Origin of the sequence: Bacillus sp. G1(2015b), from assembly GCF_001482475.1 — a bacterium.
In the GTDB taxonomy this organism is placed as follows: Bacteria; Bacillota; Bacilli; order Bacillales; family Bacillaceae; genus Bacillus; species Bacillus safensis.
Genome location: NZ_LKIC01000028.1, coordinates 98,357 through 115,186, shown reverse-complemented (window position 1 = coordinate 115,186; position 16,830 = coordinate 98,357). Strand labels below are relative to the sequence as shown.

At 41.1% G+C, this 16,830-nt stretch carries 14 protein-coding genes; 4 read left to right on the top strand and 10 right to left on the bottom strand.

All coding sequences use genetic code 11. From position 1 onward, the window contains the following. Nucleotides 1-54 precede the first annotated feature (54 nt). Nucleotides 55-885 (bottom strand): C40 family peptidase, encoded by an 831-nt coding sequence (locus AMR95_RS15235; RefSeq protein ID WP_025093318.1) that lies wholly within the window; start codon nt 883-885, stop codon nt 55-57. Between the two features lie 353 nt (nt 886-1,238). Here AMR95_RS15235 and AMR95_RS15230 point away from each other — a divergent pair, with 353 nt between their 5' ends. Beyond that, nucleotides 1,239-2,603 (top strand): alkaline phosphatase, encoded by a 1,365-nt coding sequence (locus AMR95_RS15230; RefSeq protein ID WP_058838777.1) that lies wholly within the window; start codon nt 1,239-1,241, stop codon nt 2,601-2,603. 47 nt (nt 2,604-2,650) lie between these two features. Here AMR95_RS15230 and AMR95_RS15225 read toward each other — a convergent pair whose 3' ends face one another. Together AMR95_RS15225 and AMR95_RS15220 are read right to left on the bottom strand one after the other, a co-directional pair. After that, nucleotides 2,651-4,075 (bottom strand): SpoVR family protein, encoded by a 1,425-nt coding sequence (locus AMR95_RS15225; RefSeq protein WP_442854367.1) that lies wholly within the window; start codon nt 4,073-4,075, stop codon nt 2,651-2,653. Between the two features lie 67 nt (nt 4,076-4,142). After that, nucleotides 4,143-5,342 carry a globin domain-containing protein gene (locus AMR95_RS15220; RefSeq protein WP_058838775.1) on the bottom strand — a complete coding sequence of 400 codons (1,200 nt, stop codon included), beginning with the start codon at nt 5,340-5,342 and terminating at the stop codon, nt 4,143-4,145. A 183-nt stretch (nt 5,343-5,525) separates the two neighbouring features. On the opposite strand from AMR95_RS15220, the gene AMR95_RS15215 reads away from it, so the two are divergent. Then, complete coding sequence (locus AMR95_RS15215; protein ID WP_047202875.1) at nt 5,526-5,957, top strand: Rrf2 family transcriptional regulator; 432 nt, start codon at nt 5,526-5,528, stop codon at nt 5,955-5,957. Between the two features lie 160 nt (nt 5,958-6,117). Continuing rightward, the gene (locus AMR95_RS15210) at nt 6,118-7,593 is read left to right on the top strand and encodes a catalase (protein WP_039177466.1); all 1,476 of its coding nucleotides are present in this window, start codon (nt 6,118-6,120) and stop codon (nt 7,591-7,593) included. Between the two features lie 143 nt (nt 7,594-7,736). On the opposite strand, the gene AMR95_RS15205 is transcribed toward AMR95_RS15210, so the two are convergent. Continuing rightward, nucleotides 7,737-8,000 carry a YqzG/YhdC family protein gene (locus AMR95_RS15205; protein WP_231746903.1) on the bottom strand — a complete coding sequence of 88 codons (264 nt, stop codon included), beginning with the start codon at nt 7,998-8,000 and terminating at the stop codon, nt 7,737-7,739. A gap of 248 nt (nt 8,001-8,248) precedes the next feature. On the opposite strand from AMR95_RS15205, the gene AMR95_RS15200 reads away from it, so the two are divergent. Then, nucleotides 8,249-8,497, top strand: a complete 249-nt coding sequence (locus tag AMR95_RS15200) for a YhdB family protein (RefSeq protein ID WP_024425297.1) — start codon at nt 8,249-8,251, stop codon at nt 8,495-8,497. Between the two features lie 51 nt (nt 8,498-8,548). On the opposite strand, the gene AMR95_RS15195 is transcribed toward AMR95_RS15200, so the two are convergent. The 6 genes from AMR95_RS15195 to glpK all read right to left on the bottom strand — a co-directional run bounded on the left by AMR95_RS15195 (nt 8,549) and on the right by glpK (nt 16,820). Continuing rightward, a complete protein-coding gene (locus AMR95_RS15195) occupies nt 8,549-9,433 on the bottom strand; it encodes a GNAT family N-acetyltransferase (RefSeq protein WP_058838773.1) in 885 nt (294 codons plus the stop codon). A gap of 250 nt (nt 9,434-9,683) precedes the next feature. Continuing rightward, the gene (locus AMR95_RS15190) at nt 9,684-10,334 is read right to left on the bottom strand and encodes a response regulator (RefSeq protein WP_058838772.1); all 651 of its coding nucleotides are present in this window, start codon (nt 10,332-10,334) and stop codon (nt 9,684-9,686) included. Then, entirely contained in the window at nt 10,331-11,476 is a 1,146-nt protein-coding gene (locus AMR95_RS15185) for a GAF domain-containing sensor histidine kinase (protein WP_039177453.1), read from the bottom strand. Before AMR95_RS15185 ends, AMR95_RS15190 begins: the two co-directional genes overlap by 4 nt. Nucleotides 11,477-11,631: 155 nt before the next feature. Continuing rightward, complete coding sequence (locus AMR95_RS15180; protein ID WP_058838771.1) at nt 11,632-13,377, bottom strand: phospho-sugar mutase; 1,746 nt, start codon at nt 13,375-13,377, stop codon at nt 11,632-11,634. A 145-nt stretch (nt 13,378-13,522) separates the two neighbouring features. After that, on the bottom strand, nt 13,523-15,184 hold the full coding sequence (glpD, locus tag AMR95_RS15175; RefSeq protein WP_047202870.1) for a glycerol-3-phosphate dehydrogenase: 1,662 nt from the start codon (nt 15,182-15,184) through the stop codon (nt 13,523-13,525). 139 nt (nt 15,185-15,323) lie between these two features. Next, nucleotides 15,324-16,820, bottom strand: a complete 1,497-nt coding sequence (glpK, locus tag AMR95_RS15170) for a glycerol kinase GlpK (protein ID WP_041089582.1) — start codon at nt 16,818-16,820, stop codon at nt 15,324-15,326. Between the last annotated feature and the right edge of the window lie 10 nt (nt 16,821-16,830).

Genomic DNA, 16,830 nt, shown 5'->3' with positions numbered 1-16,830 from the left:
GCACAAATAATATATGAAAAAAGAGACTGCTTCATAGCAGTCTCTTAAAATGAATTAGTTTACAAATGTTTTCGCTCCAAGATAAATAGGCTTCCAATAGCTTGATGTCATATCACTGATCGTTACTCCGTCAGAAGCAGCATGGATAAACTTGTTGTTCCCAAGGTAGACACCCATGTGAGATGGACCCGATTTATACGTTGTAAAGAAGACAAAATCTCCAACTTTTGGTTTGGATACACTTTTCATCGATCCCCAGAAGCCTTCAGTGGTTTGTCTTGAAATCTTTTTTTGTTTGTTAATGATATACCACATAAATCCGCTGCAATCAAAGCCCTTCGGTGTCGTTCCCCCCCATCTATATGGTGTACCGTTCTGTGCTTTAGCATCTGCTATGAGTTTAGACGTGTTTAAGGAAGAAGTAGAGACTGTTTTTTCTTTTACAGGTTTCGTCTTTACTTTAGACGTCTTTTTCACCTTTAGCTTTTGTCCGATTTTGATGAGGTCTGTTTTAAGCTTATTTAACGATTTCAGCTCTTTCACAGTCATCCCGTATTTTTTGCCAATCTTCGATAATGTATCGCCTTTGACAACTTTATGAGTGGCAGTTGCTGAAGCCGTTTTTACTTTTGTTGTTGTTTTTGATGTTTTCACTGCTTTTTTCGAAGAAGTGCCATTCACTTTTAAGGTTTGTCCAACATAAATTACGTTAGATTTCAGCTTATTGTCTGATTTAATTTTGCTCACGCTTGTTTTGTATCTTTTCGCTAGAACAGAAAGAGAGTCACCTTTTTGAACTTTTACTGATTGTGCTGAGGCAGCTCCGGCAAATAATGTCGTCCCAAGTAGAACTGCACTTGCAGCTGTGATCAATTGTTTTTTCATTTGTTCCTCCTGTATGTATCTATCTGATCCGATTTTTTATCTACTCCCTATTATAAGGATCAAATACCAGAAGAAATAGTCTTGACTTCCTACGACATTATGCTTATTAATTCGGCAAAATTTATTTTTTTTTAGGGTTCTTTTTATTTCATTTTCATTACACAATCATGACAAAATAATCGCATCTTGTCATGGATAAATGATACATTCATTTCTCTTTTTGGTTCATTCTATGTAAAGTGGACCTTTACAATTTTAAAGTGAACTTTACGATGCTGTAAAAAGGAATCCACACTTCTGCTCTACCATTGTAAACGTAAGAGCGATACATAAACAATGAGGAGGCAAAATGAATGAGTGTGTTGAAAAACTCGAAAACGAAAATCGCTGCAGTGGCAGCAGCATCTGTGCTATCGATTGGCATTTTTTCAGGGATTGAATTTGGACAAGCTGACAAAGCTGAGGCTAAAAAGAAGCCGAAAAATGATGTGCAAAATGTGATCGTGCTGATTGGAGATGGCATGGGAACACCTTATCTTTCAACTTACCGCTCATTTAAACACAACGGTGACCTTTCAAAGCAAACAGCGTTTGACCCTTACCTCACTGGCATGCATAAAACATACCCTGACGACTCTAAAAGTAACATTACCGATTCAGCAGCGGCTGGTACAGCCATGGCCACTGGTAAAAAGACATACAACAATGCCATTGGTGTAAATAAAAACGGCAAAAAATTAAAAACCGTTTTAGAAGAAGCCAAACGCAAAGGAAAGTCAACGGGTCTTGTCGTGACATCTGAATTAACGAATGCCACGCCTGCTGCGTATGCCACTCACGATGTGTCTAGGAAAAACACAGCAGCCATCGCTGATGATTTCTTCGATGAGAAAATCGGTAAACAGCATACAGTCGACGTCATGCTTGGCGGTGGACTTGTCGATTTTGTCCGGAAGGATCGTGATCTGACGAAAGAATTCAAACAAGCCGGTTATGATTATGTCACCAATAAAGCCGCCTTACAAAAAAACAAAAATGAAAAAGTGTTAGGCATTTTTGCTGATGGAGGTCTAGATAAAGCCATCGATCGTGATAAAACGACTCCTTCCCTGCAAGATATGACATCCTCAGCCATCAAACAGCTATCTAAAAACAAAAAAGGATTTTTCCTTATGGTTGAAGGCAGTCAAATTGACTGGGCTGGACACGATCATGATATTGTCAGTGCGATGAGCGAAATGAAGGATTTTGAGAAAGCATTTGAAGAAGCGATTCGTTTTGCGAAAAAGGATAAAAACACGTTAGTCATCACGACAGCAGATCATTCAACTGGCGGACTTTCCTTTGGAGCAGACGGTTCGGGCAGCTGGGATTACAAGCCTGTCAAAGCAGCGAAAAAGACGCCTGACTTTATCGCAAACAAAATTGTCAGCGGCATGCCTGTTGAGTCAGCGCTGAAACAATATATCAATCTTGATTTCACAAAAGAGGAAACAGCCGCCATTCAAAAGGCAGCTGAAACAAAGGATGCTGTTAAAATTGATGATGCGATTGAAGAAGTGATCAACACGAGATCACATACAGGCTGGACCACATCAGGTCATACCGGTGATGAAGTTCCATTCTATGCATATGGTCCAACAAGTGAGCAGCTAAAAGGTCTGATGGAAAACACCGATCAAGCAAAGCACATTTTCAAACTGCTGAAAAACCAATAAAACGAGCAAAAAAGATGTCTGCTAAGAGACATCTTTTTTCGTCTTTTTTATGCGAGATATTTCCTATGAACCCCTTTTCCATCATAAGAAAACATGACTTCTTTTCCTTCAAGAACGGACTCGATATGCACACTTCTTCCCCATAGCTGATATAAATACGGCAGGACTTTTTCTAAGTATTTCAGATCAAGTTCAATGCCTTCATACCAATGCTTGATATAAAGTTCATTATTTTTTAAATAGTCGCCATCAATCACGGTCAAATACGGAAAGCCGCCATTGACTCTCATGCTAACTAACTGATCACGTACCGCCTTCCATTCTTTATCAATGACTTTATAATCTCTCCCCTGCTTTTGAAACAAGTACAAGTCTTCTCTCATCACAAGGTCTTTCGTTAAGTAGTTTCGAATAAAGGAAATATCCGATTCAATTTCCCTGACTTCAAACATTTTGCTGCGGCCAGATCCTTCTGTGACCCCAGCTTTTTTTAATTCTTCACATGGATTGTCATAGCGCTCTTCGATATCTTCAAAAATCTTCAGCCCTAAATAGTAAGGATTGATGCCTGTTTTAGATGGCTGCACCACACCTGCATTTAATTTTGCGAACTCTATCGATTCACTTGTATCCAAATCAAGCTCCCGCATAATCCGCTTGTGCCAATACGATGCCCAGCCTTCATTCATAATCTTTGTTTCCAGCTGCGGCCAAAAATAGAGCATTTCTTCTCTCAGCATAGTAAGAACATCTCGCTGCCATGGCTCCAGCTCCCGGGAATGCGCCTCAATAAAGAGTAAAAGATCCTTTTCAGGCTTTGGCGGAAATTGTTTGACGTTTTTCTTTTTCTCACGTGTCTTCGGCTCATCCATTCCCCACAAATCATCATAAGGCGTTTGACGTTTTGGTTTATCATCTTCATATTCTTCTTCATCGTCTATACTCCAGCTTAATTTTGATCGAACAAGAGACGGATCAATATGCTCTTGGATAGCCAATACCGCGTCTAAAAAGGATTCGACTTCTTTTGTTCCGTGAATATGCTCATATTCTTTGATCCGCTCTGCCGCTGCTGACATGCTTTCGACCATATCTCGTTTTGTGTTTTGGAAACGGCAATTATTTTTGAAGAAATCACAGTGTGCCAGTACATGAGCCACAATTAATTTATTTTGAACAAGCGTATTGTTATCAAGTAGAAAGGCGTAGCAAGGATTTGAATTGATCACCAGCTCATAAATTTTACTTAACCCTAAATCATAATGAAGCTTCATTTTATGAAATTGCTTCCCAAAGCTCCAGTGGCTGAATCGTGTTGGCATTCCATATGCACCGAACGTATAAATAATTTCCGCGGGACAGATTTCATATCTCATCGGATAAAAATCTAGACCAAATCCTTCTGCAATTTCTGTAATTTCATCAATCGCTCTTTGTAAAAGACGTTTTTCAGATACGCTCAAGGAAACCATCCCTCCTCATCGGACTTATCCCTACTATATGAGCGTATGTAAAAAAACATGATGTTCCGCTAACCGTTTAGACGACTTCCATTTCTTTCGTGGATTGCCCGCCAAATGCTTCGAAATGAATATGGTCTGTTGGAATTCTCAGCTCTTTTAAAATATGAATGATCTCCTGTGTAAACACCGGGGAACCGCATAGATAAAATTGGCCTTTCCCTTCTCCGATCACCGATTGAAGAAATGGACGGTCAATGCGGGAAGCCGCTTTCTCAACAAGCTCACCCTTTCCAGACTGCGCAAATTGTTCATTACATAGAATGATGCGCCCATGGGCTGCTGAAGCTAAAACGCGTTCAAACTCATTTTCAAAAGCGGTGACATCTTCTAATCGATCAGCATGAATCATCGTAAATGTCTGGCTGTTTTGTGCTGCAGTTTTCACTAAACCAATCATTGGTGTGACACCAGACCCTGCACTGATGAAATAAACAGGCTCTTTTATGTCATCTTGCAAGCAGAACATTCCCTGCGGCATACTCACTTGAAGAACGTCCCCTTCTTCCATTTCATCATGCAAAAATGTGGACACATGACCATCACGCTTCACTGTAATACGGTAATAAGATGGATGATGCTCGTCTGATAAGCTGTATTGTCTGCTGCACATATAGGCTTCTCCTGGCATATCTGTCTGAACCGTAATGTATTGACCTGCTTTATACATTGGCAGCTCTGATTCATCTTCTGGTACTAAATAAAAGGAAATAAGCGATGGTGATTCTTGCTTCTTTTTCTTTATCACAAACGGCTTCACATCTGCCCATCCGCCTGCCTGCTTCACATTTTCATCCATCATTTCTGCTTCAATGGTAATGAAAATATTCGCAATGATGTCATATGCAGCTTTCCACGCTAATAGAGTGTTATCTTCTTCTCTTAAACCAAACACATCTTTCATCGCTTCAATCAGGTGATATCCGACAATTGGGTACTGCTCTTTTTTGACCATGACACTGACATGCTTATGGGCAATTTGTTTGACCGCAGGAAGTAATACCTCTAATCGATCAATGTGCAGTGCAGCCTGATATAGTGTCGCAGCAAGTGCCTCTGGCTGACTTCCGTTCATAAGATTTGTTTTATTAAATTGATTGAGTAGCTCCGGGTGCTGGCGAATCATATTTTCATAAAAAACAGTGACAAGTTTGGTTCCCTCGGCTTTTAATAGAGGAGCTGATTGCTTTATTGCATTCATTTGATCTGTAGATAACATCGTCATTCCTTCTTTCAAAAGAAGTATTTTGAATACATCTTTATCGTAATGGAAGACAGTCCCTAAAAGCAATATTTATAATACATGTTTTAAATGTTGTCACATTTCACACTTTCTCGAACAGTTTTTGTCTAAAATGTGTTACGATGATACAAAACTCTATTAGGTTTAGAGGTCGTCAAAATGAAACTTACGAATTACACAGATTTCTCATTAAGGGTACTCATTTATTTAGCATCAAGAGAAAACAATGAACTGTCAAATATTCAGCAGATCGCCGATGTTTATGGCATTTCTAAAAATCATCTGACGAAGGTGATTTATCATCTTGGAAAACGCGGGTATGTAGACACGATTCGCGGAAGAAATGGCGGGATCAGGCTTGGAAAAAGCCCAGAAAGCATTAACATTGGAGAGGTTGTCCGTTATACAGAGGATGATTTAGTCATGGTTGAATGCTTTGATCCAAAGAAAAATGGCTGCATCATCTCCCCGATTTGTTCATTAAAGCATGTACTTCATGAAGCACTCACTGCTTATTTAAGCGTTCTTGACGGATACACACTAAAAGATTTAACACAAAACAAAGATGCTCTCAGAGAGCTCCTGCTTTAAGGCGAAAGAATTTTATTCTTTCGTCTTTTTCTTTACCTTCTTGTAATAATAATTTATTTAAAATTATTATAAATAAATATTGACTATCATGTTTGATTCAATATAATTAGGGTATATAGATTGCTAGAAAACACTTTTTTGTTTACAGGAGGAGAAAAGAATGACAAATTCAAATCATAAAAATTTGACAACGAACCAAGGCGTTCCTGTTGGCGATAACCAAAACTCAAGAACAGCTGGTCACCGCGGACCTACCTTTCTTGATGATTACCATTTGATTGAAAAACTCGCACACTTTGATCGTGAACGTATTCCAGAACGTGTCGTTCATGCTAGAGGCGCCGGCGCTTACGGTGTGTTTGAAGTAGAAAACAGCATGGAGAAACATACAAAAGCGGCCTTCTTAAGTGAAGAAGGAAAACAAACAGACGTTTTCGTCCGCTTCTCCACCGTTATTCATCCAAAAGGTTCTCCTGAAACCTTACGTGACCCGCGCGGCTTTGCTGTCAAATTTTATACAGAAGAAGGTAACTATGATCTCGTTGGTAACAACTTGCCGATCTTCTTTATTCGTGATGCATTGAAATTCCCTGATATGGTTCACTCTCTCAAGCCAGATCCTGTAACCAATATTCAAGATCCTGACCGTTATTGGGATTTTATGACCTTAACACCTGAATCCACTCATATGCTCACATGGCTCTTCTCTGACGAAGGAATCCCTGCAAGCTACGCTGAAATGCGCGGTTCTGGTGTGCATACATTTAGATGGGTGAACAAATACGGCGAAGCAAAATATGTGAAATATCACTGGAGACCTTCTGAAGGTATTCACAACTTATCTATGGAAGAAGCAGCAGAAATTCAAGCGAACGACTTCCAGCATGCGACAAGAGATTTATATGACCGCATTGAAAAAGGCAACTTCCCAGCATGGGACTTATATGTTCAGCTTATGCCGCTTAGCGATTATGATGAACTTGATTATGATCCATGTGACCCAACAAAAACGTGGAGCGAGGAAGATTACCCGCTTCAAAAAGTAGGACGCATGACACTCAACCGCAATCCTGAAAACTTCTTTGCTGAAACAGAACAGTCTGCTTTCACGCCAAGTGCATTTGTTCCAGGAATTGAGGCATCTGAAGATAAACTGCTTCAAGGCCGTCTGTTCTCATATCCTGATACGCAGCGTCACCGTCTTGGTGCGAACTACATGCGCATTCCGGTTAACTGCCCTTATGCACCTGTACACAATAACCAGCAGGATGGCTTTATGACAACGACTCGTCCAAGCGGTCATATTAACTATGAACCAAACCGTTATGACGATCAGCCAAAAGAAAACCCTCACTACAAAGAAAGTGAGCCAGTTCTTCACGGTGACCGTATGGTGAGACAAAAAATTGAAAAACCGAACGATTTCAAACAAGCTGGAGAAAGATATCGAAGCTACTCTGAAGAAGAGAAACAAGCATTGATTAAAAACCTAACAGCTGATTTGAAAGATGTAAATGACAAAACAAAATTACTTGCAATCTGCAACTTCTATCGTGCCGATGAAGATTACGGCCAGCGATTAGCGGATTCACTTGGTGTGGATATTCGCGCTTATCTTCAAGGAAGCATGAAGTAAATCCATCTCGAAATAAATTGTTGGACAAAGGGCTAAAATGATCTTAATTTTGGCCCTTTGTCTTTTTTTGAGCGTGCTAGTAAAGGCAGTTATTGAGGTTTGTCAGAACACCTCGAGCACCTTTTACAAAAAAAGGTGCTTCTTTATAGTCGAAACACGTTAATACTAATCAAATGACCGGTCACCGGATGAAAATAAATTTCTGCATGTGCGGCAAAGCGAGTTTTGCCTTCCTTAACAGTTACGCGAAACACATCTTTTGTCTGCTCATCATTTACTTCTGTCCGACCAATGTAATGATAATCGTTTAAAGCGGCACCTTTATATTCATCTTGCAACGCTGTGTACGCGAGTCTTTCCCAATTTTCAAACGGCTGCACCGCTGCTTTTGATGCAGGATGAATCATCAAACTGCCAAGCAAAACGATTCCTGCTGCAATAAGCATCCACCATTTCGGCTGCATGATATCATTGATCTCACTTTCATATATGTTTTGTTTAGCTTTAGCTGGCTGATCCTTTTTCATACATGAAGCAATTATTCAGCCTATAATTCCCGGTACGCAATTCATGCGGACACCAACTTTTCCCCTGAAAAAGTCGATATGATCCGAGCAAACTAATGAGGACTTCTCAAGGGAAAGGAGAAGGTTTAATGAATGTGGCGGATTATGATAAAGCACTTTATTATACGCATCGCTCGCAATGGGATAATTTACTTATTCTTATGGTACGTACGCAAGATGATTTGCTCTCGAAACGCATTGAGCATTTCTTACATGCGTATCAATTTAACCGGAACGATGCAGATGTTGAAAAATGTTTATATGGGCTCCTGCAGTACATTGACCACGCTTCAGAGGCTGCTGCTGCTGAAGTTTATTCACAACCGATGTACACATAAAGAAAAAGGGCTAGAATGAAGTTTATTTTAGCCCTTCCTTTTTACATACAATTAGCAGTGCGCTGTGATTGGAAACATAAAGTGGCCTTTTGCCCAATGTTCCTTTGTGTAAATAAATAGTGCATCCTCGTCATTTGGCTTTGTAACCGCGTGTAAACCTTCAATTGTCGTATCAGGCGTGAAATAGAAGATCACTTTTTCCGTTGTTTCCTTCACAATGCTTTCTACAACTTCTTGTACATTTGGCGTTTGAAGCGAGATGATATCAAACACATGCATCGTTTCATTTACTTCATTCATCAGCACAATGGTATCTAATGCTTCAATATAAAAAATGTCATCCGGCCATACTAATGTAAAATAAAACATCAATAAGCTGCTGTGATGCTGAGCATCCAGCTTCATTGAGTGAGTTTGCCGCTTTTCTGCGAAACGTTCAAGTAATGAGAGGTCTTGCTCCAATGTCAGCTTTTTAACATCTACGCCTTTTTTTATTTGAATAGCGCTTTTATTGATATTTAAGCTAAATTCACTTTCGTGGTGACGGGTAAAACCAAATCTCGGATAAAAATCTAACACAGTTTCATTAGCAAAAAGAAAGATGACATCACACTCATTTTTGTATTGATCCATGATATGCTGCATTAAATTTGAAGCTAATCCTTTGCGCTGATAGGCTTGATCTGTCATAACAGTGCCGATTTGAACTGCTCGATACGTTTGCCCATCAATGATCACTGACATAAGATAGACAGAAGCGTTAGAGATTACCTTCCCGTTATGTACAAAGGAATAAGGTATATATTTTTCATCCCAATAGCCTCTTTCGTACCAGCCGCTAAAATCCAAATCAAATGTATCGATCGCAAGCTTATTAAAGCTCTCTTTTAATTTGACATCATGGCGATAATCACTTACTAATTCATATTTTCCCACTTTGATTTCCTCCCATATTAGATTCACCTGTGATTGACCAGTTCATCACCTCCTATAAAATAAAAAAAGACTTGATGAGCATCCACTCGTCAAGTCTTTTACGTTTTTCTATTAGAAATTAGACTGTCCATGCTTCTCTTTTTAAGCAAAAGGGCACATCAAATAACCAACATCTGTGCTCTTTTTTATTCAATTCATTGAATTGAATGTGCGCTTAAAAGTTTTAGCATAACGACTAAAATCCTTTCTGTCATAGCAGCTCTTTTGGCTGACTTTTTTGATAATCCACTGCATACAGAGCCGCCTGGGTTCGATCTGCCAGCTCTAACTTTGATAATACATGAGATACGTGCGTTTTGACAGTCTTTTCAGAAATAAACAGCGATGAGGCAATTTCTTTGTTGCTTTTGCCCTTTGCAATCTCAAATAAAACATCTCGCTCTCTATTGGTAAGCTCTTTCATCAATGCCCATTTCTGTTCTTTTGGCTCTGTCAGATGCTGCACAAGAAAAGTCGTGATATGACCATCTAACTGATAGGTGCCATTTTGTACTTCAATCATGGTCGAAAGCAGCTTTTCTGGTGCTACATCCTTTAATTGATAGGCTTTCGCCCCTGCTTGAATGGCGGGAATCACATAATCTTTGTCCGCATAGCTTGTCAGGATCACAATGCGGGTGTCCGGCATTTCCAGCGTCATTTGTTTCGTTGCCTCAATGCCATTCATGACAGGCATAGACAAATCCATTAAGACAATGTCAGGCTGAGTATCTCTGACAACCTCTAATGCCTCTTGCCCATTGGACGCCTCACCAACGATGTCCACATCAGGCTGTGTCTGTAAGAAAAACACCAGGCCTTTTCTCACAATATGATGATCATCTGCAATGACAACTCTCATGACGATCCCTTCCTTTCTTGTGAAAATGGCACTTTTACATGAATCGTTGTTCCTTTCCCTAACTCTGAATGGATACAAAATGTACCACCTGCTCTTCGGATGCGGTCGGACATCCCTTTCAGCCCAAGTGAAGGAAGGCTCATCTGCTCGTCATATTGAAAACCTTTTCCGAGGTCAATGATTTTCATCTCGAACGTGTCTTTTGATTGCTCAAGTTTGACCTCTACTTCTTCTACTTCCGCATGTTTTTGACAGTTATTCAGCGCTTCTTGACAGACCCGAAACAAAGTTTCATTGTGAGAATGATCCATTTCTATACAGCCTGATAAAGATAAATTGCAGCGTAATCCTAAAAGCTGAGCATACTCTTCAATTGCTGTCGTAAACCCTTTTTCAAGGCCTCTTGGTCTCAGCTGCCAAATGAGTGACCGCATTTCAATCAGAGCGTCTTGTGACAAATGCTGAATAAAATCAATCATTTCCCCTAGATTCTGATCGCTTGTCATTTGCCGTGCAGCCTTAGCAGTCAGACTCACAGAGAATAACATTTGGTTGACAGAATCATGTAAATCCTGTGCCAGCCGGTTTCTTTCTTGTAAAAGGGCGTGCTGCTGTTCATTTTGCACAAGCTTCATCCGCTGAATCGCTGTGCCAATTTGAAGCGCAATGCTTTCAAGCAAATTCAGCTCTTCTTGTGTAAATGTGACTTTTCCCTTTGCCGCCACATTTAATAAGCCGAACGTACGCTTACAGGCTTGTAGTGGCACCGTCGCATGATGTGTAATCCCTTCTGTATCTCCAAGCTTTTGTTCAATCGCCGTTTCAATCCGTTTGCAGTTCATAATATTGGTGGCTGATTGCAGTGAGCCTTTTGTGTATCGGTTGATGCAATAACAATCATTTTGACACATGAGCTGTTTTTGATGCTTTGCGAGTGCTTCAGGTAAAGAAACCTCTGCCATCAGTTCATATGAGCCGTCTTTTTCTATAAAATAAATCCATGCTGAATGAAAGCCTGTGACATCCATCAGCATTTGGAGCACTTCATGGAGCGTTTCTTTCATTTCCATGCCTTCATTTAACTTTTCAGCAATTTCTTTTAACGTTTTTAATGTTTCAACCTTCTCTTGGTATTCTCCCATACTGTTTACCCCCGGCATTTACAGCCTTCACTTATCATTACGCTCATTATACCATGAGTCCCCACGCGGCTCTTTCTCCAAAAGAATGATTTCTTCTCATCCTTTTGACTGAGAAAAAGCCATCATGCATTCATACACGATGGCCTTGTCTTTCGTTATTTCGCTGTTTCTTCCACAATATCATAAACGACTTTCATCACTTCTTCTGACAGATGCTTTAGTTTTTCTTCACTATCTGTTAAAGATGTGCCTTTGACTGCAATATAAAATTTCACTTTAGGCTCAGTGCCGGAAGGTCTTAAGCAGAACCACGAACCATCCTCAAGGAAATATTTCAGCACGTTTGATGCTGGCAGATGAATGGTTTCCTCTTTCTTTTCAGCCACAAGATGTCTTTGACTTGATTGGTAATCCTCGATCACTGTGATGCGCTGCCCTGCGATGGCAGCTGGCGGATTTGTTCTAAAGGTATGAAGGATCGCTGAAATCTGCTCTGCTCCCTCTTTTCCTTTTAAGGTTAATGACTTTAATCCTTCACGGTAAAATCCAAACTGCTTGAAAATATCGACAAGCGCGTCGTACAAGGACTTGCCCTGTTTTTTATAGAAGGCAGCGACTTCAACGGCTAATAGTGCCGCTTGCACCGCATCTTTATCCCGAGCAAAGTCACCGATCAAATAGCCATAGCTCTCTTCATAACCGAATTGAAACGTGTATTCTCCGCTCTTTTCAAACTGCTTAATTTTTTCTCCAATAAATTTAAAGCCTGTAAGTGTGTCTATCGTGTCGGCCCCAAAAGCTGATGCTACAGCACGCCCAAGCTCACTTGTGACAATGGTTTTCATCACAACAGGACGAGGCGGCAGCTGACCCAGCTTTTGTTTTTCAGACAATAAATAATGGAGCAGCAGGGCGCCTGTTTGGTTGCCTGTTAAAACAGTAAATTCTCCTTCGTGATCTCTGACCGCAATACCTAATCTGTCAGCATCTGGGTCTGTTGCAATGAGGATATCGGCATTTTGTTTTTCGCCAAGCTTGATGGCGTACTCAAATGCTGCATGCTCCTCTGGGTTAGGTGAGGTCACTGTTGAGAACTGTGGATCTGGTTTTTCCTGCTCAGGCACAACCGTGACATGCTGATAACCTAGAGCCTGAAGCCCGTTTCTGACAGGGTGATTGGCCGTCCCATGAAGCGGAGTAAACACGACTTTGACATCGACCTCATGTGCCAGCTCAGGGTGCACACTTATGGTTTTTAATTTTTCAATATAAGCATGGTCGATTTCTTCTCCGATCATTTTGATCAGCCCTTGCTGTTTCAACGTTTCTTCAGAATCAACTGAAATCGACAGTTCATTTTCAATTGCATCTACTTCTTGAATGACTTGATCTGCTTCAAATGGAGGCAGCTGCCCGCCATCTTCACCATACACTTTATAGCCATTATATTCTGGTGGATTATGACTTGCTGTCACAACGATTCCAGCAAATGCATGCAGCTCACGAACCGCAAAGGAGAGCTCTGGTGTCGGACGCAATTCATCGAATACGTACGTTTGAATGCCTTGTGAAGCAAGTGTTTTGGCTGCTTCCATCGCAAATTCAGGCGATTTATGACGTGAATCATATGCAATGGCGACGCCTCTTTTTTTTGCATCCTCTCCATGTTTCGCAATATACGCAGCAAGACCTGCTGAAGCTTTACGAACAGTATACACATTCATTCGGTTCGTGCCTGCACCAATCTCACCGCGCATTCCTCCAGTGCCGAACTCAAGGTTTTTGTAGAAACAGTCTTCAAGTGCTTGATGATCATCTTGATGCGTCTCCAGCCATTCCCTTAGTTCAGTATCCAGGTGCTTCTCATTGATCCATCGCTCATAATTCGTCTTCCAACTCATGGTCGTCCTCCCCAGCTCTTATCATCAATAAAATAACATCTACTGTTATTTTATATGGAATCACCCTTTATGTCATGCTATATCATTGGCAGTTGGAAAAAATGCTGTATAAATAAAAAAGCCGATACATGATCGGCTTTTCCTTTTATTCAGCATCAAGCGGTACGACTGCTTCATGGAATAATTGATCTAATTCTGTTTGATGTTTCTGTTTTGCTGCTTCATCCCAGCCAAAACGCTCTGCCATGTAATCAACAACAGGCTGTGCGTATTTTTTTGCCCAATTGATGTTAAATAATAGGCTTCCTGTTCTTCTTAAGAAGAAATCGACAGGTGTTACAGCTAGTTCTTCTTCGATCGCATAGACAAGCTCTGCCAGCACATATGCTGGAATGTTTCGTTTGTCTGCTTCCCCTTGAAGCTGCTCTACTCGTTTGTAGACACTGCTGACGTTTGAACCATATTTTTCAGCTAGTTTTTGTGCAATCGGTTCTGTTAAACCAACAGATGCTCCTTCTGCCGTTTTCGCTTGAACAAAAGCTGCCATGTTTTTAGATCCGCCTACATGGCCGCCTGAGATTGGCATATGCTTTGTTTTACATGGTCCGTAATCTTTGCCAGTCTCTTGTTTCAATCCATCACGTACGAGATCGACAATATGCTCAGCCATTTTGCGATAGCCTGTTAATTTACCACCAGCAATGGTGATTAAGCCTGAAGATGATGTCCACACTTCATCCTTACGAGAAATTTCTGAAGGATCTTTGCCCTCTTCATGAATGAGCGGACGAAGACCGGCCCAGTTGGACTCCACATCTTTTTCTGTAATATTGAGATCAGGGAACATGTACTGAATCGCTTGGATAACATAGTCACGATCCGCTTTTGTCATACGCGGATGCTCCAGCTGTTTTTTGTACACTGTATCTGTTGTTCCAACGTACGTTTTGCCTTCTCTTGGAATGGCAAAGACCATACGTTTATCAGGTGTGTCAAAGTAGATCGCTTGTTTTAATGGGAAGACCGATTGGTCGAATACTAAGTGAATTCCTTTTGTATGCTGTAAGTGTTTTCCTTCTTTTGAGTGATCTTTGTCTCTAAGCTGATCTACCCATGGACCTGTCGCATTGACGATCTTCTTCGCATACACATCGTATGTTTTCTTCGTCATGACATCTTCAATGACAACACCAACCACTTTGCCTTTATCATAAATAAATTCTTTTACTTTCGCATAGTTGACCGCTTCCGCTCCGAATTTCACAGCCTCTTTCATCACTTCGATTGTGAGGCGTGCATCATCTGTACGGTATTCAACATAGTAGCCGCCGCCTTTTAAGCCGTCCTTTTTGACAAGCGGTTCTTTTGCAAGCGTTTCTTTCGCACTTAGCATGCTTCTGCGTTCGCTATGCTTTACGCCAGCTAAAAAGTCATACACTCTCAATCCAATAGAGGTTGAAAACTTCCCAAATGTCCCGCCTTTGTGCATCGGAAGAAGCATCCATTCTGGCGTCGTGACATGAGGACCATTTTCGTATACGATGGCACGCTCTTTACCGACCTCTGCGACCATTTTCACTTCAAATTGTTTTAAATAACGAAGTCCGCCGTGCACTAGTTTCGTTGAGCGGCTAGACGTACCTGCTGCGAAATCCTGCATTTCTGCAAGACCGACACGCATTCCGCGTGAAGCCGCGTCAAGTGCTGTACCAGCGCCTGTTATACCCCCACCAATGATAAACACATCATATGGTTTTTTTGTCATTTCCTGCAGCATTTGTTCTCTTTCTAAGCTAGAAAAAGTCATCTCTTGTTCCTCCCATGTTGTACGGTAAAGAAAAAGAGACCGCAAACACCCAAAGCGTATTTCTACACTTCGGTGCCTGCGGTCTCTCCAGTTCTCCAACCGTTCTATTAACTTACTTGAAGTATACCATACTTTTGGTTTATTTGAAAGCTTGAGCTGCTTTTACAGCCTTTTTCCACCCGCTGTATAACGAGTCACGGCTGTCCTCTTCCATTTTAGGGTCAAAGCGCTTGTCAAGATTCCATTGTTTTGCAATGTCTGAACGGTCGTTCCAGAAGCCAACTGCTATTCCCGCAAGATAGGCCGCACCGAGTGCCGTCGTTTCATTAATTTCTGGACGCTCTACTGGTACATCCAGCAAATCACTTTGGAAGCCCATTAAGAAATCATTCTTTACAGCTCCGCCATCTACACGCAAAGTTTTTAATGAGATGTTTGAATCCTTTTCCATCGCATCTAAAACATCCTTCGTTTGATAAGCAAGTGATTCTAACGTTGCACGGACAAAGTGCTCCTTAGAAGTACCGCGTGTTAATCCGAATACAGCGCCTCTGACATCACTGTCCCAGTATGGTGTGCCTAGACCAACGAATGCTGGAACGACATATACGCCATCTGTTGACTCAACGCGCTCCGCATAGGCTTCGCTGTCTTTTGAGTCTTTAAACATTCTCAGCCCGTCGCGCAGCCACTGAATCGCTGAACCAGCTACGAAAATACTTCCTTCTAAAGCATATTCAACTTTACCGTCAATGCCCCATGCAATCGTCGTTAATAAACCATGATCCGACTTAATTGCTTTTTCCCCTGTATTCATCAACATGAAACATCCTGTACCATACGTGTTCTTCGCCATTCCTTCTTCAAAGCAAGCCTGACCGAATAGTGCAGACTGCTGGTCTCCCGCCGCTCCTGCAATCGGGATATTTCTGCCGAAGAAGTGATAGTCTGTTGTTTCACCATAGATGTGTGAAGATGGTTTCACCTCTGGAAGCATAGAAGCAGGTACGCCAAGGATATCCAGTAATTCTTCATCCCATTTCAGATCGTAAATGTTGAACATTAACGTTCTTGACGCGTTGGAGTAATCTGTGACGTGTGATTGACCGCCTGTCATCTTCCAAATGAGCCATGTATCGATTGTGCCAAACAGCAAGTCGCCATTTTCTGCTTTCTCACGAGCACCTTCTACATTGTCTAAAATCCATTTTACTTTTGTCCCTGAGAAATAAGCATCAATGAGAAGACCTGTTTTATTTCTAAACGTTTCATTGTGTCCTTGCGCTTTTAGCTCTTCACAAATGCCTGACGTTTGTCTAGACTGCCAAACAATTGCATTATAAACAGGTGCGCCTGTATGTTTATCCCAAACAACAGCTGTCTCACGCTGGTTCGTAATGCCGATACCGGCGATTTGATCTGCTTCAATGCCTGATTCAATTAAAGCAGTTGAAATGACGGATAGAACAGAGCTCCAAATTTCATTTGCGTTATGTTCTACCCAGCCTGGGTTCGGAAAATATTGATTAAATTCCTTCTGAGCTGTATGTGCAATTTTGCCTTCTTGATCAAATAAGATCGCCCTTGAGCTTGTTGTCCCTTGATCTAAAGCGAGAATATATTTTTCTTTTGCCATGGTGTTTTCC